Annotated in this window: 16 protein-coding genes and 1 tRNA gene; 5 read left to right on the top strand and 12 right to left on the bottom strand. The window is 67.8% G+C overall.

The window, feature by feature from the left end:
- The first annotated feature begins 65 nt into the window (after window positions 1-65).
- The 4 genes from ihfA (at window position 66) to MF270_RS14090 (ending at window position 3,635) form a co-directional block, all read left to right on the top strand.
- Window positions 66-368, top strand: a complete 303-nt coding sequence (gene ihfA, locus MF270_RS14105) for an integration host factor subunit alpha (RefSeq protein ID WP_238366543.1) — start codon at window positions 66-68, stop codon at window positions 366-368.
- A 41-nt stretch (window positions 369-409) separates the two neighbouring features.
- Window positions 410-2,344 carry a MerR family transcriptional regulator gene (locus MF270_RS14100; RefSeq protein ID WP_238366542.1) on the top strand — a complete coding sequence of 645 codons (1,935 nt, stop codon included), beginning with the start codon at window positions 410-412 and terminating at the stop codon, window positions 2,342-2,344.
- 59 nt (window positions 2,345-2,403) lie between these two features.
- Window positions 2,404-2,480, top strand: a tRNA-Pro gene (locus MF270_RS14095).
- 81 nt (window positions 2,481-2,561) lie between these two features.
- Window positions 2,562-3,635 carry a 2'-deoxycytidine 5'-triphosphate deaminase gene (locus MF270_RS14090; RefSeq protein ID WP_238366541.1) on the top strand — a complete coding sequence of 358 codons (1,074 nt, stop codon included), beginning with the start codon at window positions 2,562-2,564 and terminating at the stop codon, window positions 3,633-3,635.
- Window positions 3,636-3,638: 3 nt separating this feature from the next.
- Here the strand turns inward: MF270_RS14090 and MF270_RS14085 are convergent, their stop codons facing one another.
- The 9 genes from MF270_RS14085 to MF270_RS14045 form a co-directional block, all read right to left on the bottom strand.
- Window positions 3,639-3,893, bottom strand: a complete 255-nt coding sequence (locus MF270_RS14085; RefSeq protein WP_238366540.1) for a hypothetical protein — start codon at window positions 3,891-3,893, stop codon at window positions 3,639-3,641.
- Window positions 3,894-3,941: 48 nt separating this feature from the next.
- Window positions 3,942-5,342, bottom strand: coding sequence for a GGDEF domain-containing protein (locus MF270_RS14080; protein WP_238366539.1), 1,401 nt, complete (start codon window positions 5,340-5,342; stop codon window positions 3,942-3,944).
- A 146-nt stretch (window positions 5,343-5,488) separates the two neighbouring features.
- Window positions 5,489-6,151, bottom strand: coding sequence for an SMC-Scp complex subunit ScpB (scpB, locus tag MF270_RS14075; RefSeq protein ID WP_238366538.1), 663 nt, complete (start codon window positions 6,149-6,151; stop codon window positions 5,489-5,491).
- A complete protein-coding gene (locus MF270_RS14070; RefSeq protein ID WP_238366537.1) occupies window positions 6,144-6,938 on the bottom strand; it encodes a segregation and condensation protein A in 795 nt (264 codons plus the stop codon). The genes scpB and MF270_RS14070 overlap by 8 nt, the downstream gene beginning before the upstream one ends.
- On the bottom strand, window positions 6,931-7,932 hold the full coding sequence (nagZ, locus tag MF270_RS14065) for a beta-N-acetylhexosaminidase (protein WP_238366536.1): 1,002 nt from the start codon (window positions 7,930-7,932) through the stop codon (window positions 6,931-6,933). The genes MF270_RS14070 and nagZ overlap by 8 nt, the downstream gene beginning before the upstream one ends.
- Window positions 7,933-7,964: 32 nt before the next feature.
- The gene (locus tag MF270_RS14060) at window positions 7,965-9,062 is read right to left on the bottom strand and encodes an SPOR domain-containing protein (protein WP_238366535.1); all 1,098 of its coding nucleotides are present in this window, start codon (window positions 9,060-9,062) and stop codon (window positions 7,965-7,967) included.
- A 73-nt stretch (window positions 9,063-9,135) separates the two neighbouring features.
- Window positions 9,136-10,881 (bottom strand): arginine--tRNA ligase, encoded by a 1,746-nt coding sequence (argS, locus tag MF270_RS14055; protein ID WP_238366534.1) that lies wholly within the window; start codon window positions 10,879-10,881, stop codon window positions 9,136-9,138.
- 77 nt (window positions 10,882-10,958) lie between these two features.
- Window positions 10,959-11,381, bottom strand: a complete 423-nt coding sequence (locus MF270_RS14050; protein WP_238366533.1) for a hypothetical protein — start codon at window positions 11,379-11,381, stop codon at window positions 10,959-10,961.
- A gap of 197 nt (window positions 11,382-11,578) precedes the next feature.
- Entirely contained in the window at window positions 11,579-12,742 is a 1,164-nt protein-coding gene (locus tag MF270_RS14045) for a deoxyguanosinetriphosphate triphosphohydrolase (RefSeq protein WP_238366532.1), read from the bottom strand.
- An 84-nt stretch (window positions 12,743-12,826) separates the two neighbouring features.
- On the opposite strand from MF270_RS14045, the gene MF270_RS14040 reads away from it, so the two are divergent.
- Window positions 12,827-13,150, top strand: a complete 324-nt coding sequence (locus tag MF270_RS14040; RefSeq protein ID WP_238366531.1) for a HesB/IscA family protein — start codon at window positions 12,827-12,829, stop codon at window positions 13,148-13,150.
- A gap of 6 nt (window positions 13,151-13,156) precedes the next feature.
- On the opposite strand, the gene MF270_RS14035 is transcribed toward MF270_RS14040, so the two are convergent.
- The 3 genes from MF270_RS14035 to MF270_RS14025 all read right to left on the bottom strand — a co-directional run bounded on the left by MF270_RS14035 (window position 13,157) and on the right by MF270_RS14025 (window position 15,652).
- Entirely contained in the window at window positions 13,157-14,047 is an 891-nt protein-coding gene (locus MF270_RS14035) for a DMT family transporter (protein ID WP_238366530.1), read from the bottom strand.
- Entirely contained in the window at window positions 14,044-15,117 is a 1,074-nt protein-coding gene (locus MF270_RS14030; protein WP_238366529.1) for a DUF6902 family protein, read from the bottom strand. Before MF270_RS14030 ends, MF270_RS14035 begins: the two co-directional genes overlap by 4 nt.
- 67 nt (window positions 15,118-15,184) lie before the next feature.
- Window positions 15,185-15,652, bottom strand: coding sequence for a DUF6749 family protein (locus tag MF270_RS14025; RefSeq protein ID WP_238366528.1), 468 nt, complete (start codon window positions 15,650-15,652; stop codon window positions 15,185-15,187).
- Window positions 15,653-15,784 lie beyond the last annotated feature (132 nt).

Here is a 15,784-nt window from a genome sequence, read left to right as displayed (position 1 = left end):
TTGATGTTGACTTGGGAATGCCCTTGTCACATTCTCGCGAGAAAAGAGCCAGGGGGATGGATCGAATGTCCGGGAAGACGCTAACACGTATGGACCTCAGCGAAGCCGTGTTCCGCGAGGTCGGGCTGTCGCGCAATGAATCGGCGGATCTGGTCGAAAGCGTGTTGCAGCACATGTCCGATTCCCTGGTCGCTGGCGAGCAGGTCAAGATCTCGTCCTTCGGGACATTCTCCGTACGCGACAAGGCGGCCCGCGTCGGCCGCAACCCCAAGACCGGTCAGGAGGTCCCGATCAACCCGCGCCGGGTCCTGACCTTCCGCCCTTCGCATCTGATGAAGGAGCGCGTGGCCGCGGGCAACAAGAGCTGATCCCCCGGGACCGGCCGTCAAGACAAGTGGACCCGGCAGGCATGAGCAAGAGTGCCCAGGCATTCCGCACGATCAGTGAAGTGGCCGAGTGGCTGGACGTGCCCGCGCACGTCCTGCGCTTCTGGGAGAGCAAGTTCACCCAGATCAAGCCGGTCAAGCGCGCCGGCGGGCGGCGCTATTACCGCCCGCAGGACATGGTGCTGATCGGCGGGATCAAGACGCTGCTGCATGATGACGGCATGACGATCAAGGGCGTGCAGAAGGTGCTGCGCGAACGTGGCGTCAAGCATGTCTCGTCCCTGTCCCGGCCGCTTGACGGCTACCTCGCCGACGGCCTCGATGACGTGACCCCGATCGACGTGACACCCCTGGCCGAGGACGAACCGCGCGGCGAAGTGGTGGCCTTCAAGCCCTCCGATCCGGTCGCGCAGGAGCACGTGCCCGAGGCCGAGCTGGTAGAGACACCAGAAGTGGCCGAGCCCGAGGAGGACACCCCCGCCGCAACAGCTGGGCCGGAGCAGGCGACGGATCCCGACCCCGTGCCGGCTGACGTCGACCTCGCGCTGCCCGAGTCGCGGATCGCGCCCGAGACGCAGACCGAGGCAGGCGCAGAGGAAACCCAGCCCGCAGCCAAGGCCATGCCGCCGCTCGACCTGGTCGCGATGATGGACAGCGACGCAGAGGAAGATGCCCTGGCCAGCGCCGAGGCGACGGAAGAACCGGTCGAGGACGAGACCGCCTTTTCCATGCTCGACATGCCGGGCGCCCAGGCGGAGGCCCCGCCCCAAACGGCCGAGGACGAGCCGGCTGAACCGGCCGAAAGCGCCACGGATACCGTGACCGGGGGCATGGCAGACGAGGCGCCGCCTGCTCCGCCGCCCTTCTTTGCCGCCGTTCCTGCGGTGGACCCGTCCGAGTCCGGCGAGACGCCCGTGGCCGCGGCCGCCGACGACGCGCCCGGCGAGGCCGCGGATTGGGGCGCCATGGCCGGCGGAATCGGCCTCAGCCTCGACGACGATGCCGAAGAGCCTGAGCAACCGAGCCATTCGGAAACCGCAGAGGCGGACGCGCCCGGGCCCGACCTGCCGGAAGCGACCACGCCGGCCGTGTCCGATGCGCCGATGCCCGAGGTGGCGGCAACGCCCGAGATCCCGGACGCGGTCGAGCCCACACCGGACGACCTGCCCGAGACGGGCATCGAATTGCCCCAGGAGCCGCCGGCACCATCCGACGCGGGGGCCTTCACCCCGCGCGACACCGACTTCGTCGCGCCACTGGAGACCAACGTGGCAGAGGCGCCCGCGGCCGAGCCAATGACCGCGATCGACGGGATCGCCGCCGGCTCGTCGGACGTCGCGCCGCAGGCCGACCAAACTCTGTCCGCAGCGGATGACCCGGTCGCGGACCGCGCCGACGAGGCGCCGGAGGCGGATGACCTGCCCGCCATGGCGCCAGAGGACATGCCCGAGACCGGGGCGCTGCCGGCCTTCCTCAGCCGGGCACCAGAGACCCCGCCGACCGACAGCGACAACGAACCCCCGGCGCCGGTCCCGTCCGAGCCGGATGCCGATGGCCTTGCCGCCCTCGCCGAAGACGCGCCGCAATCGGCCGAGATCGACACCCCGGTCGCCGGGCCTGTCAGCGACCTCGATGCCGAACCCGAGGCAGAGACCGCCGCCCAACCGGCCCTCCCCGCGCCGAATGAAGGCGACAGCGCCCCGGCCGTCCTCGACCGCGACCCGGCGCCCGATCTGCCGACCGCCGAACCGGGCCCGGAACCCGAACCGGAGCCGGCGCCTGTCCCGCTGGGCCAGGAGATCCCCGCCGATCCCGACCCCGAGGCCGCGCTGGAAGAGGCGGCCGCCGCACCCTCGCCCCTGTCGCTGCTTGGGCGCGTGACGGCCCTGACCCCGGCGCAGGCACGCGAGATCGGGCCGCTTCTGGACCGGCTGCGCGCGCAGCTGGACCAGCTCTGAATTTGTCAAAAAAGCCCCTTGCGGTTGGCGCCGGAATGCGACAAATACCCCGGACAAGTCGGGCTATAGCGCAGCCTGGTAGCGCGTCCGTCTGGGGGACGGAAGGTCGCAGGTTCGAGTCCTGCTAGCCCGACCAAGAGTTTTCCGCCCGCCCACCGACCCCGGTGCGGCGGGCGTTTCATTGGCGCGATCCGCGCGCGACGTGGGAGGGATCATCATGGCCGGCGTCCTGGCAAGCCAGCAAGTGCAGCAGATGATCGCCGATGGCGAGATCGTGGCCAGCCCTGCGATCACTCCCGAACAGGTGCAACCGGCGAGCCTTGACCTGCGGCTGGGCACGACCGCCTGGCGGGTGCGCGCGTCCTTCCTCGCGGGCGAAGGCCGCACCGTGGCGGATCGCCTGGCCGAGTTCGAGATGCACCGCGTGGACCTGTCCGAAGGCGCCGTGCTGGAAAAGGGCTGCGTCTACGTCGTCCCGCTGATGGAGAGCCTCGCCCTGCCCGAAGGCATCCAGGCGGTCGCCAACGCCAAAAGCTCGACCGGGCGGCTCGACCTGCTGACGCGCACGATCACCGATGGCGGGACCGAATTCGACCGCATCTCGGCGGGCTACACTGGCCCGCTTTACGCCGAGATCTGCCCGCGCAGCTTTTCCGTTCTGGTGCGGCCCGGCATGCGGCTGAACCAGGTTCGCTTCCGCGCCGGCCAGGCCGTTCTGCGCGACGAGGAACTACGCGCTTTGCATGCCGAAACCCCGCTGGTCGATGGTGAGGCGGTCATCAGCGACGGGCTTGGCTTTTCGGTCGACCTGAAGCCCGCGTCGGGCACGCTGGTCGGATACCGCGCCAAACCGCATACCGGGGTGATCGACCTCGACTGGATCGGGCATTACGACCCGGCCGAGTTCTGGGAAGACATCCGCACCGATCGCGGCCAGATCATCCTCGACCCCGGCGCCTTCTATATCCTCGTCAGCCGCGAGGCGGTGCATATCCCGCCCGCCTATGCGGCAGAGATGGCGCCTTACCTGGCCATGGTGGGCGAGTTCCGGGTGCATTACGCGGGCTTTTTCGACCCCGGCTTCGGCCATGACGCGGCGGGCGGCACGGGATCGCGCGGGGTGCTCGAGGTGCGCTGCCACGAGGCGCCCTTCGTGCTCGAACACGGGCAGGTCGTCGGCCGGCTGGTCTACGAGCGCATGGCCGAGGTGCCGCAGATGCTTTACGGCGCGGATCTGAAGTCGAACTACCAGGGCCAGGGGCTGAAACTGGCCAAGCACTTCCGCGCCTGAGGCCTACATCCGCCCGATCCGCCGCGCCGCGCGCATGGCCATCCGGGCCTTGCGCCGCGCCTCGCGGGCCTGGCGCTGCTCGGCATTCGGACCCTGCCCGCCGGGCCGCCGGCCCTGGCCTTGCCCCTGCCCGTCACCTGGGCCGTCCTGGCCCTGGCCGCGCTTTTGCAGCGCTTTCATCCCCGAGTTCACGCCGCGATTGATCGCGCGTCGCATGAACATCTTGACGATCATGTTGATGATCTGGTTCGCGTTCATCGTCCGGCTCCTGCTTGCGCGATCACTCTAGCAGGACCTGCGCGAAAGTCAGGGGGGGCCGTGCGTCGCGTCGGCCTGCCCGGCCGCGACCAGGGCGGCAAACATCTCGGACCTGAGCGACGGGGCCACCGAGACACGGTTCTTGCCCGCGTTCTTGGCCGCGTAGAGCGCGGCGTCCACCTCGGCCACCCAGGCGTCCAGCTCCGGATCCACCTCGGGACGCGCCATGGTCACCCCGACCGAGGCCATCAGCTGCCCCGATCCGTCCGGGTCGGGGCTGACGGTCGAGACCGCTGCGCGCAGCCGGTCGGCGACGCCGAGCAGGTCGGTGACCGAATCGATCTGCAGGATGGCGATGAACTCGTCCCCGCCCCAGCGCACCAGCAGGTCGGAAATCCGCAATTCGCGCCGCATCGCCGCCACCGTGTCGATCAGCACGGCATCGCCGCGTGGATGGCCGAACCGGTCGTTGACGGATTTGAAATCGTCGAGGTCGATCATCACCACGCCAAGGCCCACATGATCGGGCGCCGCGGCAAAGGCCTGCTGCGCCGCGACCCGGGTGAAGGCGCCGGTCAGGCGGTCGCGCAGGGTAAAGCCCTGGGCATGGGTGACCTGCCACAGCAGCCTGGCGTAGCGCGCGTGGAAATGCATGATGATCGCCAGCCAGGCCACCATCACCGCAAGGTAGACCGCCGGCAGCAGTGCCATGGGGACAATGCCGGTGCTCAACATCGCCGGCACCAGCAGGGCCAGCACGCCCCAGGCGAGCATGCTCAGGCGCAGGAACCGGCCCGACTGGCCCCGGGTCACGAGGCTCCAGACCAGGTGCTTGCGGAAATGCCCGAGCAAGGAGACCAGCGACAGCGCCAGCAGCGCCACCATCGTCGCCTCTGACGATTGCCGGAAGATCAGGTCGAGGTGCAGCAGGTGGCTGACCAGCCCGGCCGAGCTGAGCAGCGATGCAAGCAAGGCGGCGAACAGCGCCAGCGGCGGCAGCCGCCCACCACAAAGCCGGGCGCAGCCGAGGCAGAGCATGACCAGCGCGGTATTTGCACAGGTCGCACCGCTGACATGGGCGGGAAACATGTACGTCGCAAGCGCCGGCGACACCGGGAACAGGGCCGCCATGGCGGTGACGCAGAGCCAGAGGATCAGCTCCACCGGCTCGGCCGTGCGGTTGGGTCGAACCATGGCGCTGGCCCCGAGCGCAAGGGCGACGCAGGCCAACGTCAGCGGGTTAGTGAGCGGACGGGCCACCCCGTCCGCACCGATCACCCAAGGGGGCACCAGGTGATCCATCATCATGACCACCCAGGCGCCGAAGGCGATGATAAGAAGGACGTGTCGCAGCCGCACCACCCGCTCGAGCAGCAGGCGGGTCTGGCCCGCGGCATCGCCGGGCACCGATACAATGCTGGTCCCGTTGTTCAACAATCTTTCCGACATGCCGATCCTGAAAAAAGTTTCCGTTATGGTCAAGATCGTAAACGTTTTCGGGAATTTCGTTAAGAAAGTGTTAATGCGACGCCCGATCCGTCGCCGGCGCGCAGCGACCGGCGAAGTCTCGCGGACCAAGGCGCTTTATCCACACTTCAATCCTCGAAAAGCTCGCTTTGCCCTTCGATCACCTCGTCGTCGTCCTCGTCCTGGGCGCCGCCCAGCGGCAGCCCGTCCATGGGCCGCGATTCCAGCAGACCGGCGGCGCGCAACTCTTTCAGGCCCGGCAAGTCGCGGGCATTTTCCAGCCCGAAATGGTCAAGGAAGGCCGGCGTCACCACGAAGGTCACCGGCCGGCCAGGCGTCATGCGGCGGCGGCCGAACCGGATCCACTCCATCTCGAGCAGCTGGTCCACAGTGCCCCGGCTGACGCTGACGCCGCGGATCTCTTCGATCTCGGCGCGGGTGACGGGCTGGTGATAGGCGATGATCGCCAGGGTCTCGATCGCGGCGCGGCTCAGCTTGCGCGTCTCGACGGTTTCCTTCTGCATCAGGTAGCCCAGGTCGGCGGCGGTGCGGATCGCCCAGGCATCGCCCACGCGCACGATGTGCACGCCGCGCCCCTCGTAGCGCTTGCGCAGGTAGACCAGCGCCTCTGCCGCGTCGCAGCCATGGGGCATGCGGTCGTTCAGCTCGGCCACCGTCACCGGCTCGGCGCTGGCAAACAGGATCGCCTCGACCATGCGCTCCTGCTCGCCCATGGGCGGCGCGGCAAACAGGCTGTCCCCGCGGGTCTGGTTCTCGGGCGCGTCACTCATGGCCTCTCTCCCTCCGGCGCAGCTGGATCGGCGCGAATGTGTCGGACTGGCGGATCTCGACCTTGCCTTCCTTGGCCAGCTCGAGCGAGGCGGCAAAGGTCGCCGCCGTGGCCGAGCGGCGGCGGACCGGGTCCTTTTCCCAGCCCTGCGGCAGGTAGCTGACCAAGTCGGTCCAGGTGCCGGCGAACCCCACCATCTTGCGCATTCGCTCCAGCGCCTGCTCCATCGTGAAGACATTGTCGCGGTCGAGCACGAAGGGCCGGAATTCATCCTTGGTGCGGATGCGGGCATAGGCCTGCATAAGGTCCAGCAACGTCGCCGACCAGGTCACCTTGCGCACGCGGGTCACGTCCTCGGGCAGGCCGCGGGCAAAGAAGTCGCGGCCCATCTGGTCGCGCGCCATCAACTGCGCGGCGGCATCGCGCATGGCTTGCAGGCGTTCAAGCTGGAAGGCCAGGTGTGCCGCCAGTTCCTCGCCCGACGGACCCTCTTCCTCGGGGTCGGGGGGCAGCAGCAGGCGCGACTTGAGAAACGCCAGCCAGGCGGCCATGACAAGGTAATCGGCCGCCAGCTCGATCCGCAGCGTCTTGGCCTTTTCGACGAAGGACAGGTATTGCTCGGCCAGGTGCAGGACAGAGATCTTGCGCAGGTCCACCTTCTGCGTGCGCGACAGCATCAGCAGCACGTCAAGCGGGCCTTCGAACCCGTCGACGTCGACGATCAGCGCCTCGGCGGCAAGGCGTTCCTCGACCGCGTTGCGCTTGTCTTCCTCGAATAGATCAGCCATCGACGCGCTCTGCCATGAGCGCATCAAGTTCCGTTTCCAGCGCCGGAATGTCAAGCGCGGCAGGGTCCCGGCGCATGGCAAGCGCGGCCTTGGCGCGGCGCATCGCCGCCTCGGTCATGGCGCCGGCGGCCGTCGCCACCTGCGCCTTGTCGCCCAGCGAGCCGTTGCAATACAGCGCAAGATCGCAACCGGCGGCGATCGCCGCCTCGGCCCGGCCGGCGGGGCATCCGCTAAGCGCCTCCATCCGCAGGTCGTCGGTCATCAAGAGGCCGTCGAAGCCGATGCGCTCGCGGATGATGCGGATCATGGCGGGCGAAATCGTGGCCGGGCGGTCGTCGACCTCTTCAAAGACGATATGGGCGGTCATGCCCATCGGCAGCTCTGCCAGCGCCGCAAAAGGCGCGAAATCGCTGCGGTCGAGCTGTTCCAGCGCGGCGCGGACCCGCGGCAGCGACTTGTGGCTGTCCTGCGTGGCGCGGCCATGGCCGGGGATGTGCTTCAGCACCGGCAGCACGCCACCCTCGAGCATCCCGCGCGCGGCGGCGGCGGCCCGTTCGGTCACGATGCCGACGCGCTTGCCATAGGTGCGGTTTTGCAGAAATTCATGGGTCTCGGGGCGCAGAAGGTCGGCCGTGGGTGCACAATTGCTGTCGATGCCGACGGCCCGCAACTCGGCCGCGATCAGGCGATAGCGGATCTCCATCGCCCGAACGGCGTTCTCGCCGGCGGTGCGCACGAAATCCAGCGGCGGGGTCCATTCGCGCCAATGCGGCGCGCGCAGGCGCTGCACCCGCCCTCCTTCCTGGTCCACGGTGATCACCGCGTCGCGCCCGACCACCTCGCGCAGCTCGGAGGTCAGGGCATGGACCTGATCGGGGCTGTCGATATTGCGCGCGAACAGGATGAACCCCCAGGGGTCGAGGTCACGGTACAGCGCGCGTTCGGAGGCGTTGAGGCGCAGCCCCTCGGGATCGAAGATACATGCGGAAGGCATCCGGTCGGACTCCTGGTTAGGGTGCGACCGTTTTACTTTTTCACGACCGGGATGCAATCGGCACGTTCCGCGACGAAGGCGGAACAGAAGCGGCGGGCGTCGGCGAGATCGTCGAACCCATGGGCGCGCAGCCGGTAGAAGGTGCGCCCGCCGGATGACGCCTTTTCGATCACGCGGTCCTTGCCCTCCATGTAGACATCGAACTTCTGCACCAGCCGGTCCCATTCCTCGCGAGCGGTTTCCGGGCTGTCGAAGGCCCCCAGCTGCGCCAGCCGCGTGCCGACGGGGATGTCGGCAAGATCCAGCTCACGCGGGCCGGCCGCTGCTTCGGGCGCCACGGTGACAGGCCCAAGCGAGGCGGTCTGCAGCCCCGCCGGCCGCTTGCTGGGACGCGGTGATTTCCACAGCCCTTCGCGCGGCAGCACCACTTCGGCCACCACGTCCGAAGCCACCGCCTCGGCCACGGCGCGGGCGAGCGGATCGTCGTTCGGGGCCTCGGTGGTGTCGGCGGCGGTGTCGCTTTCGGCCTCTGGCATGGGGGCCTCGACCGTCGCGCTTTGCGATGCGGGGGCAAGCGGCGAAAGCGGGGCATTCGCGGCGGCGATCTGGTCGGCAAGCGCCAGGAGCGAGGCCCTCTGAACCTCGTTCATCACGCCCGGCTCGCCAGCCTCGGCGCCGGTCTGGGCGATGACGGGGGCGTCTTGCACGGTCGGGGCCTCGGGCGCGGGCGCAGGCAAGAGCGCCGCAGGGCGCAGGGGCTGGTCCTCGTCGGTGAGGCCGATGCCCTGCGGGGCCAGCACCAGACGGTCGGCCGGCGGCTCGGCCGCGCCGCTACCGGCAACGGAATTGACGGCAAGGCCCTGGTGTTCGGCACGGCGGCCGCCCGGGTCCTTGGGGGCGATGCGCATCGGGCCCTCGGCCGCCCGGACCACGGGGATGCCGGTCACGTCCCGCATCAGCAGCTTGTAGCCCCAGACGCCCACGCCGGCGATCAGCGCCAGCGACACGACGGCCCCGGCCCAGTTCGCCATCGTGCCCACGCGCGCGCCCAGCGGCGCCGCGGGTTCTTCGGTGTCGGAATAGCCGTAGTGGCCCGCCTGCCCGGTCGAGCCCATCGGGAAATCTGCCATGTCTCGCCTCATGTCTCCGGGCGAGTGTTACGCGCCCGGCTTGCCTGTCGACTCCCGGGCGCGCCTTGTTTTGTCAGCGCAATTCTTCCGCAGGTGTCACACCCAAGATACCAAGACCGGCCGAAATGACAATGGCCGTGGCCCGCGCAAGGGCGATTTTCGCTTGGCTGGTGGCCGGGTCGTCCTCTTGCAGGAAGCGCAGAGACGCGTCGTCCTTGCCCCGGCTCCATTGCGTGTTGAGGTCCGAGGCCAGCTCGTAAAGGTAGAAGGCCACGCGGTGCGGTTCGTTCCCGCGCGCCGCGATCTCGACCAGGCGCGGCCATTCTGCGATCTTTTTCGCCAGCTCCAGCTCTCCGGCATGGGTCAGACCCGTCAAGTCGGTGGCGCTGAGCGTGGCGTCGTCGATGGCGATCCCGGCATCCACCGCCTTGCGCAGCACCGAGCAGACGCGCGCATGGGCATATTGCACGTAGTAGACCGGGTTGTCCTTGGACTGTTCGGTCACCTTGTCGAAATCGAAATCCAGCGGCGCGTCGTTCTTGCGCATCAGCATGTGGAACCGGGCCACGTCAGCGCCCACCATGTCCACCACGTCGCGCAGGGTCACAAAGGTCCCTGCCCGCTTGGACATCTTGAACGGCTCGCCGTTCTTGTAGAGTTTCACCAACTGGATCAGCTTGATGTCGAGCGGCACGCGGCCGTCCGACAGGGCCGACACCGCCGCCTTCATCCGCTTGACATAGCCGCCGTGATCGGCGCCGAAGATGTCGATCAGCAGGTCGTAGCCGCGGGTCACCTTGTCGTAGTGATAGGCGATATCGGGCGCGAAATAGGTCCAGGCGCCGTCCGATTTCATGATCGGCCGGTCCACGTCGTCGCCATGTTCGGTCGACTTGAACAGCGTCTGCTCACGCGGCTCCCAATCCTCGGGGGTCTTGCCCTTGGGCGGCTCGAGCACGCCACGGTAGATCAGGCCCTTGGCGCGGAGCGCGTCGATCGCAGCCTCGATCTTTCCGGTGCCATACAGGCTTTTCTCGCTGAAGAAATGGTCCATGTGGACGCCAAGCGCCGCAAGGTCTTCGCGGATCAGCTCCATCATGGCGTCGGTGGCGAATTCGCGGACTTCGGCCAGCCAGACCTCTTCCGGCTCGTCCACATAGGCGTCGCCCACCTTGTCCATCAGCTTTTGACCGACCTCGACGAGGTAGTCGCCGGGATAGGTGCCGTCGGCGAATTCGACCTCGCGGCCATGCGCCTCGAGATACCGCAGGTAGACCGACCGGGCGAGCACATCGACCTGCGCGCCGCCATCGTTGATGTAATACTCGCGCGTCACGTCATAGCCGGCGTAATCCAGCAGGCTGGCCATGGCGTCGCCCACGATCGCGCCGCGGGCATGGCCGACGTGCATGGGCCCCGTGGGGTTGGCCGAGACGTATTCGACGTTGACCTTCTGCCCCTTGCCCATCTCGGACCGGCCGTAGTCCGGCCCGCCGATCAGCGCGGCCTTGACCACCCCCTGCCAGATCGAGGGCGCCAGCCGCATGTTCAGGAAGCCGGGACCGGCGACGCTTGCCTCGGTGATCCGGTCATCCTCGGCCAGCTTGCCCGACAGGATGTCGGCGATGTCGCGGGGCTTCATGCCGGCGGGCTTGGCCAGCACCATGGCCGCGTTGGTTGCCATGTCGCCATGGGCCGCATCGCGCGGCGGCTCGACCGCCACGTTGGCAAAGTCGAGCCCCTCGGGCAGCACGCCCTCGGCGGTCATGGCTTCGAGTGCGGCGATCACGGTCGCGCGGATCTCGGCAAAGAGGTTCATCGGTCCTGTCCTTCAGATATCCTGCGCGGTTTACCACCGCAGGCGGGCAGGTCAATGGACCAAGGCCGCACAGGGCCTTATCGGACGAGAACGACGAGCAACCCGCGATACGTGAGCCGCATGAAGCAGACGAAGGCGACGAAGAGGAAGAGGCCCGCGAGGCCGACCAGCACATAGGCCATGCCGTCGGACATGAAGCCGTAGCTTTCCTCGTAGACCAGCCCTCCGACGATGACGGCGATGCTGAGACCGACCATCAGGATCATCCGCAGCGTCAACCGCCCGGCCGAGGGGCGGAACTTGACCCGGGCCGGCGTGCTGCCCCGCGCCACGTCATGCGAGACCTGGGCCAGCGTCGCGGCCTCGGCCTCGGGTCCGCCGTCGCGGCGCGCGCGGCGCACCTTGGTGGCGTCGAGCAATCCCTTGATCGCGGTGATGATCGCGACCAACCCGCCAATCACCGCGCCCAGTTCCTTGAGAAGACTTGCAATTTCATCCATGTCCTATCCCCCGTCTCGGGTCCCTCAATCGGGCGGCATCACGACCTGCGGGCGACATACCCGCCCCGTGCCCGCGCAAAGGTAGTGTGCCCCTTGCGCAGGGTGACGCCAAGTCAGGTATTCCCGACCGGCGCCCATGCCCCGAGGGCAGCGCCGGTGGCGCCGCCCGCGTGAGTATTTTTGGAATAATGAAAGGGTCAGGCGGTCGAGGCCGTCTTGTCCCCCTTCAGGATCATGCGCTCATGTTCCTGCAGCGCGAAGCGGTCTGTCATGCCAGAGATGTAGTCGCTGACGATCCGCGCCATCTGCACCTCGGTCGTCGCCTCGGCCACGTCCTTGCGCCATTGCTTGGGCAGCAGGTCCGTATGCTCCATGAACATCGGGAACAGCTCGCGTACCACCTGGGTGACCTGCTTGCGCATTTCGACCACCGAAGGCGCGCGATACATGCGGTGGAACAGGAACTTGCGGATGACCTTGAGATCCTCCCACAGCGCCGGGCTGAAGTAGATCATCATGCGGCCCGCATGGCGGATGTCCGTCACGGATTGCGGCTGAACCTCGTTCAGCGTGCGCCGGGCATTGTCGATCACGTCCTCGACCAGGATGCCGAAAAAGCGGCGCAGCGCCTCGTGACGGCGGCGGTAGTAGTTGAGGCCGGGATACTTGCGGTCCACCTCGATGAAGCAATCGGCGAGGATCGGCATCTCGGCCAGGTCGTCGGTGCTGAAAAGCTCGGCCCTGAGCCCGTCGTGCAGGTCGTGGTTGTTGTAGGCGATGTCGTCCGAGAGCGCGGCGACCTGCGCCTCGGCACTGGCATGGGTGTGCAGTTCCAGGTCGTGGCGGGCGTTGTATTGCGCCAGCGCCCAGGGGATGTCCCCCGTAACGGGGCCGTTATGTTTCGCAATCCCTTCAAGGGTTTCCCAGGTGAGGTTCAACCCGTCGAACTCGGCGTAATGCCGTTCGAGCGAGGTCACGATGCGGATCGCCTGGGCGTTGTGATCGAACCCGCCATAGGGCGCCATCAGCTCGGCCAGCGCATCCTCTCCGGTATGGCCGAAGGGCGGGTGGCCCAGGTCATGGGCCAGCGCGACCGCCTCGGTCAGCTCGGGGTTGAGGTCCAGCGCGCCACAGATCGTGCGGGCCACCTGCGCCACCTCGATCGAATGCGTGAGACGTGTGCGGAAATAATCACCCTCGTGTTCGACGAAGACCTGGGTCTTGTGTTTCAGCCGCCGGAAGGACGAGGCATGGATGATCCTGTCCCGATCGCGTTGGAAACACGAGCGAAACACGCTTTCCTCTTCCGGAATGAGCCGCCCGCGCGCCTGCGCGGGGTCCGATGCATAGGGCGCGCGCATGGATTGCCTCTCTTGTCGCCTGTCCCGAGGCCCCATATATGAGGAATTGCGAAGAACAGGAACCGCTTGCAGGAGAATGCGACCATGCAACTCCCCCCCAAAGTGACAGACCGGGCATTCGACCGGCTTTCCGAGATCGGTGCGAGCAGCGAGGGCAAGGCCCTGCGCGTCGCGGTCGAGGGCGGCGGCTGCTCGGGATTCCAGTACGAGATCAAGCTGGATGACGTGGCCGACGATGACCTCGTGCTCGAGGGCAAGGGCGAGAAGGTGGTGGTCGACAGCGTCTCCCTTCCCTTTCTTGCGGCCGCGGTGATCGACTTTTCCGACGAGCTGATCGGCGCGCGCTTCGTGATCGAGAACCCGAATGCCACGTCGAGCTGCGGCTGCGGCACGTCCTTTTCGATCTGACCGCGACTAGACCGGGCGCATCCGACGCCCGGGCAGCGGGATCGACTCGAGGACCAGCGCGAGGCCCGAGGCGATGACGATCGTCACGCCGACGTAGAGCTGGGCCGTCGGGTGTTCGCCGAACAGGACCACGCCCAGCAGCACCATCCAGACGAATTGCAGGTTGATGAGCGGCGTGACGACGTAGGCCGCCATCCAGGTCAGCGCGTGCACGAGGCAGAATCGGGCCGCAAAGAGGAAGGCGCCGTAGCCCGCGATCCAGCCCAGGTCGGCCAATGCCATGGGCTTGTAGACCAGTGGCAGCGCCAGCCCCATCGCCATCGACAGCGCGAGGTTCGGATAGAAAAGCTGTGCGAAGGCGTTGTCTTCGCGCAGGGCGAACTTGCGCGCCAGCACCATCGAGCCGGTGCCGGCCGTGGCCGCGGCAAGCGCGACCAGGTGACCGGGGCCGACCGCGCCCAGCCCCTCGGGGAACAGTGCCAACACGCCGACAAAGCCCAGGGCCAGCGCCGCCCAGGCGCGGGGGCTGACCCGCTCGCCCAACACGGGGCCCGAAAGCAGGCCCGAGATCAACGGCATGAGACCGACGAACAGGAAGACCTCGGCAAAGGGCAGTAGGCGGAAGGCGTAGAAATAGCCCACCGCCGAGCTGACCGTCATGACGCAGCGCAGCGCCATGAGACGTGGCTGCGCGATTGCCAGGGATTGCGGCCGGGCGCGCGCGCGGTTGACCGCGACGGCCAGCGCCATGACCACGAGGCCGGAAAAGAAATACATCTGCGGCGCGGCGAACAGCCCGGCGATATGCTTGGTGACCCCGTCCGCCGCCGTCGCCAGCAGCGTGTAGGCCAGCACGCAGCCGACACCGGCCGCGAGCTGGAGCCGCGAGGCGGTCATGCCACCCGCTCCAGCTCGATCGCCTGGGCCCGGGCAAAGAGGGCAAAGAACGCCTCGAACTCGGGGATGTCGCCGGCCGCCTCGACCAGAAGCGACTGGGCGTGGTCGGGCAGGACATGGGCGAGCAGGTTGCGCATGCCGCGCCAGCCGCCCTTCCGGTCACCCATGGCGAACATCGCCTCGCTCAGCGGGCGCAGGGCACCGGGGCGCGCCGGGGCGCGGCCAAAGACCAGGCGGCCGGTGGGCACGGGGCCGGCAAAGGCGCCCTGCCCGGCCATGGCCGCGGCCCAGTTGGTGACCAGCCATTCGTGGTAGTCGTCGCTTACCGACAGGTCGTCGCGCGCCACGATGGCGGCGGAGCCCGCGGCGCTGGTCACCCAGGCCTCCCAGCTGGCGGGCGGTGTCGCGCCCATCTGGCGCAGGGCGATGCAGATCTCGGCCATCAGGTCGGCGTTTTGCTCGAGCCAGGCGATCAGCCCGGCATAGGTCAGGCTGCGCCGCGCCGCGTCGCCCAGGCCAGGGTCCTTGCGGCCGTATTCCGACAGGTAAAACACCGTGTGCGTCAGCTCGTAGGCGGCTTTCTTGTTGGGCAGCGCAAAGACCTCGCTTTTCGCGGCAAAGCCCCGGATGCGGTCAGCGAGGCCGGTCTCGCGCAGCGGCTCGACCCCGCGGCGCTGCATCAGACGGCGCGCCTCGAATCGTTGCAGGTCGGACAATTCCCCGCGCGCCAGCCCCTGCGCCTCGCACCAGCGCACCATCGCTTCGGCCTTGCGGCCCGGCATTCCGAGATCCTCGAGGTCAAGCGCGATCGACAGCATGAAGCGGTAATACTGCGGGAAGAAGGCGAGGCGCCGGTCGATGCGCTCGTAGACCGGCGCGTAGATCTCGAGCATCTCGGCGCCAACCGGCTGGCCGGTGCATTCGCAGACGTTCAGGAATTCCGCGTTCTCTTTCAGCCACATGACGTCATCGCCCAGCCGCCGGTGGCGCACCAGCGCCTCGGCCAGCTGGGCAAGACGCGCCTCGGCCGATTGCATCCGGGCGGGGGCAAACTGGATCACGTTGTGCATGGCAACCTCCTGAAAGAGAGAGAGAACATTCGGGACGGGCCCGGGGTGGGCCCGCCCGTTGGCGCGCCTAGCGGTCCAATGCGCCGGACGAGAAGGCCTGGACGGCCTCGCCCGCGGCCTTGCCCCGGCCGCGATCCATCGCACCGGACGAGAACGCTTCGACCGCGTGGCCATCGGCCGCCGTGGTGCCCCGGATCAGGGCGCCGGACGAAAACGCCTGTACGGCCTCGCCGGAGGCGGTTTCGCCGCCCCGGATCAATGCCCCGGAGGAGAACGCCTCGACCACGTCGCCCGACGCGGCTGCCGTGTCGCGGATCAGCGCCCCCGAGGAAAAGGCTTGCACGGCCTCGCCGGTGGCGGCCTCGGTCCCGCCGATCAGCGCGCCGGACGAGAACATCTGCACCGCCTCGCCGCCATCCATGGCAGAGCCGGTGATCATTGCCCCCGAGGACATCAGCTCGACCCCGTGCCCGTCGTGCAGGCCATCGGCGGTTTCCGTGAAAGCGTTAACGAAGTCTTTAACCACTGCGGACATTGTTTCCTCCAAGTCGCCAGTTTCGATGCGTTAACGTTCTTCCCGCTTACCTTGTCTGTCAACGCACCAACTACCGTTATACGGGTTATCAACAGCTTTGGTATCGTTAACAAAGCCGGGCAGACAGGCCAA

The organism is Mesobacterium pallidum, from assembly GCF_019966535.1.
GTDB lineage: Bacteria > Pseudomonadota > Alphaproteobacteria > Rhodobacterales > Rhodobacteraceae > Mesobacterium > Mesobacterium pallidum.
Note: the sequence above shows the minus strand (reverse complement) of the source record. Positions and strands in the feature narration are given on the sequence as shown.

Bases quoted from the DNA above. Each gene is read 5' to 3' on its own strand.
- ihfA (WP_238366543.1), top strand. From the start codon at position 66: ATGTCCGGGAAGACGCTAACACGTATGGACCTCAGCGAAGCCGTGTTC.
- MF270_RS14100 (WP_238366542.1), top strand. From the start codon at position 410: ATGAGCAAGAGTGCCCAGGCATTCCGCACGATCAGTGAAGTGGCCGAG.
- MF270_RS14090 (WP_238366541.1), top strand. From the start codon at position 2,562: ATGGCCGGCGTCCTGGCAAGCCAGCAAGTGCAGCAGATGATCGCCGAT.
- MF270_RS14085 (WP_238366540.1), bottom strand. From the start codon at position 3,893: ATGAACGCGAACCAGATCATCAACATGATCGTCAAGATGTTCATGCGA.
- MF270_RS14080 (WP_238366539.1), bottom strand. From the start codon at position 5,342: ATGTCGGAAAGATTGTTGAACAACGGGACCAGCATTGTATCGGTGCCC.
- scpB (WP_238366538.1), bottom strand. From the start codon at position 6,151: ATGAGTGACGCGCCCGAGAACCAGACCCGCGGGGACAGCCTGTTTGCC.
- MF270_RS14070 (WP_238366537.1), bottom strand. From the start codon at position 6,938: ATGGCTGATCTATTCGAGGAAGACAAGCGCAACGCGGTCGAGGAACGC.
- nagZ (WP_238366536.1), bottom strand. From the start codon at position 7,932: ATGCCTTCCGCATGTATCTTCGATCCCGAGGGGCTGCGCCTCAACGCC.
- MF270_RS14060 (WP_238366535.1), bottom strand. From the start codon at position 9,062: ATGGCAGATTTCCCGATGGGCTCGACCGGGCAGGCGGGCCACTACGGC.
- argS (WP_238366534.1), bottom strand. From the start codon at position 10,881: ATGAACCTCTTTGCCGAGATCCGCGCGACCGTGATCGCCGCACTCGAA.
- MF270_RS14050 (WP_238366533.1), bottom strand. From the start codon at position 11,381: ATGGATGAAATTGCAAGTCTTCTCAAGGAACTGGGCGCGGTGATTGGC.
- MF270_RS14045 (WP_238366532.1), bottom strand. From the start codon at position 12,742: ATGCGCGCGCCCTATGCATCGGACCCCGCGCAGGCGCGCGGGCGGCTC.
- MF270_RS14040 (WP_238366531.1), top strand. From the start codon at position 12,827: ATGCAACTCCCCCCCAAAGTGACAGACCGGGCATTCGACCGGCTTTCC.
- MF270_RS14035 (WP_238366530.1), bottom strand. From the start codon at position 14,047: ATGACCGCCTCGCGGCTCCAGCTCGCGGCCGGTGTCGGCTGCGTGCTG.
- MF270_RS14030 (WP_238366529.1), bottom strand. From the start codon at position 15,117: ATGCACAACGTGATCCAGTTTGCCCCCGCCCGGATGCAATCGGCCGAG.
- MF270_RS14025 (WP_238366528.1), bottom strand. From the start codon at position 15,652: ATGTCCGCAGTGGTTAAAGACTTCGTTAACGCTTTCACGGAAACCGCC.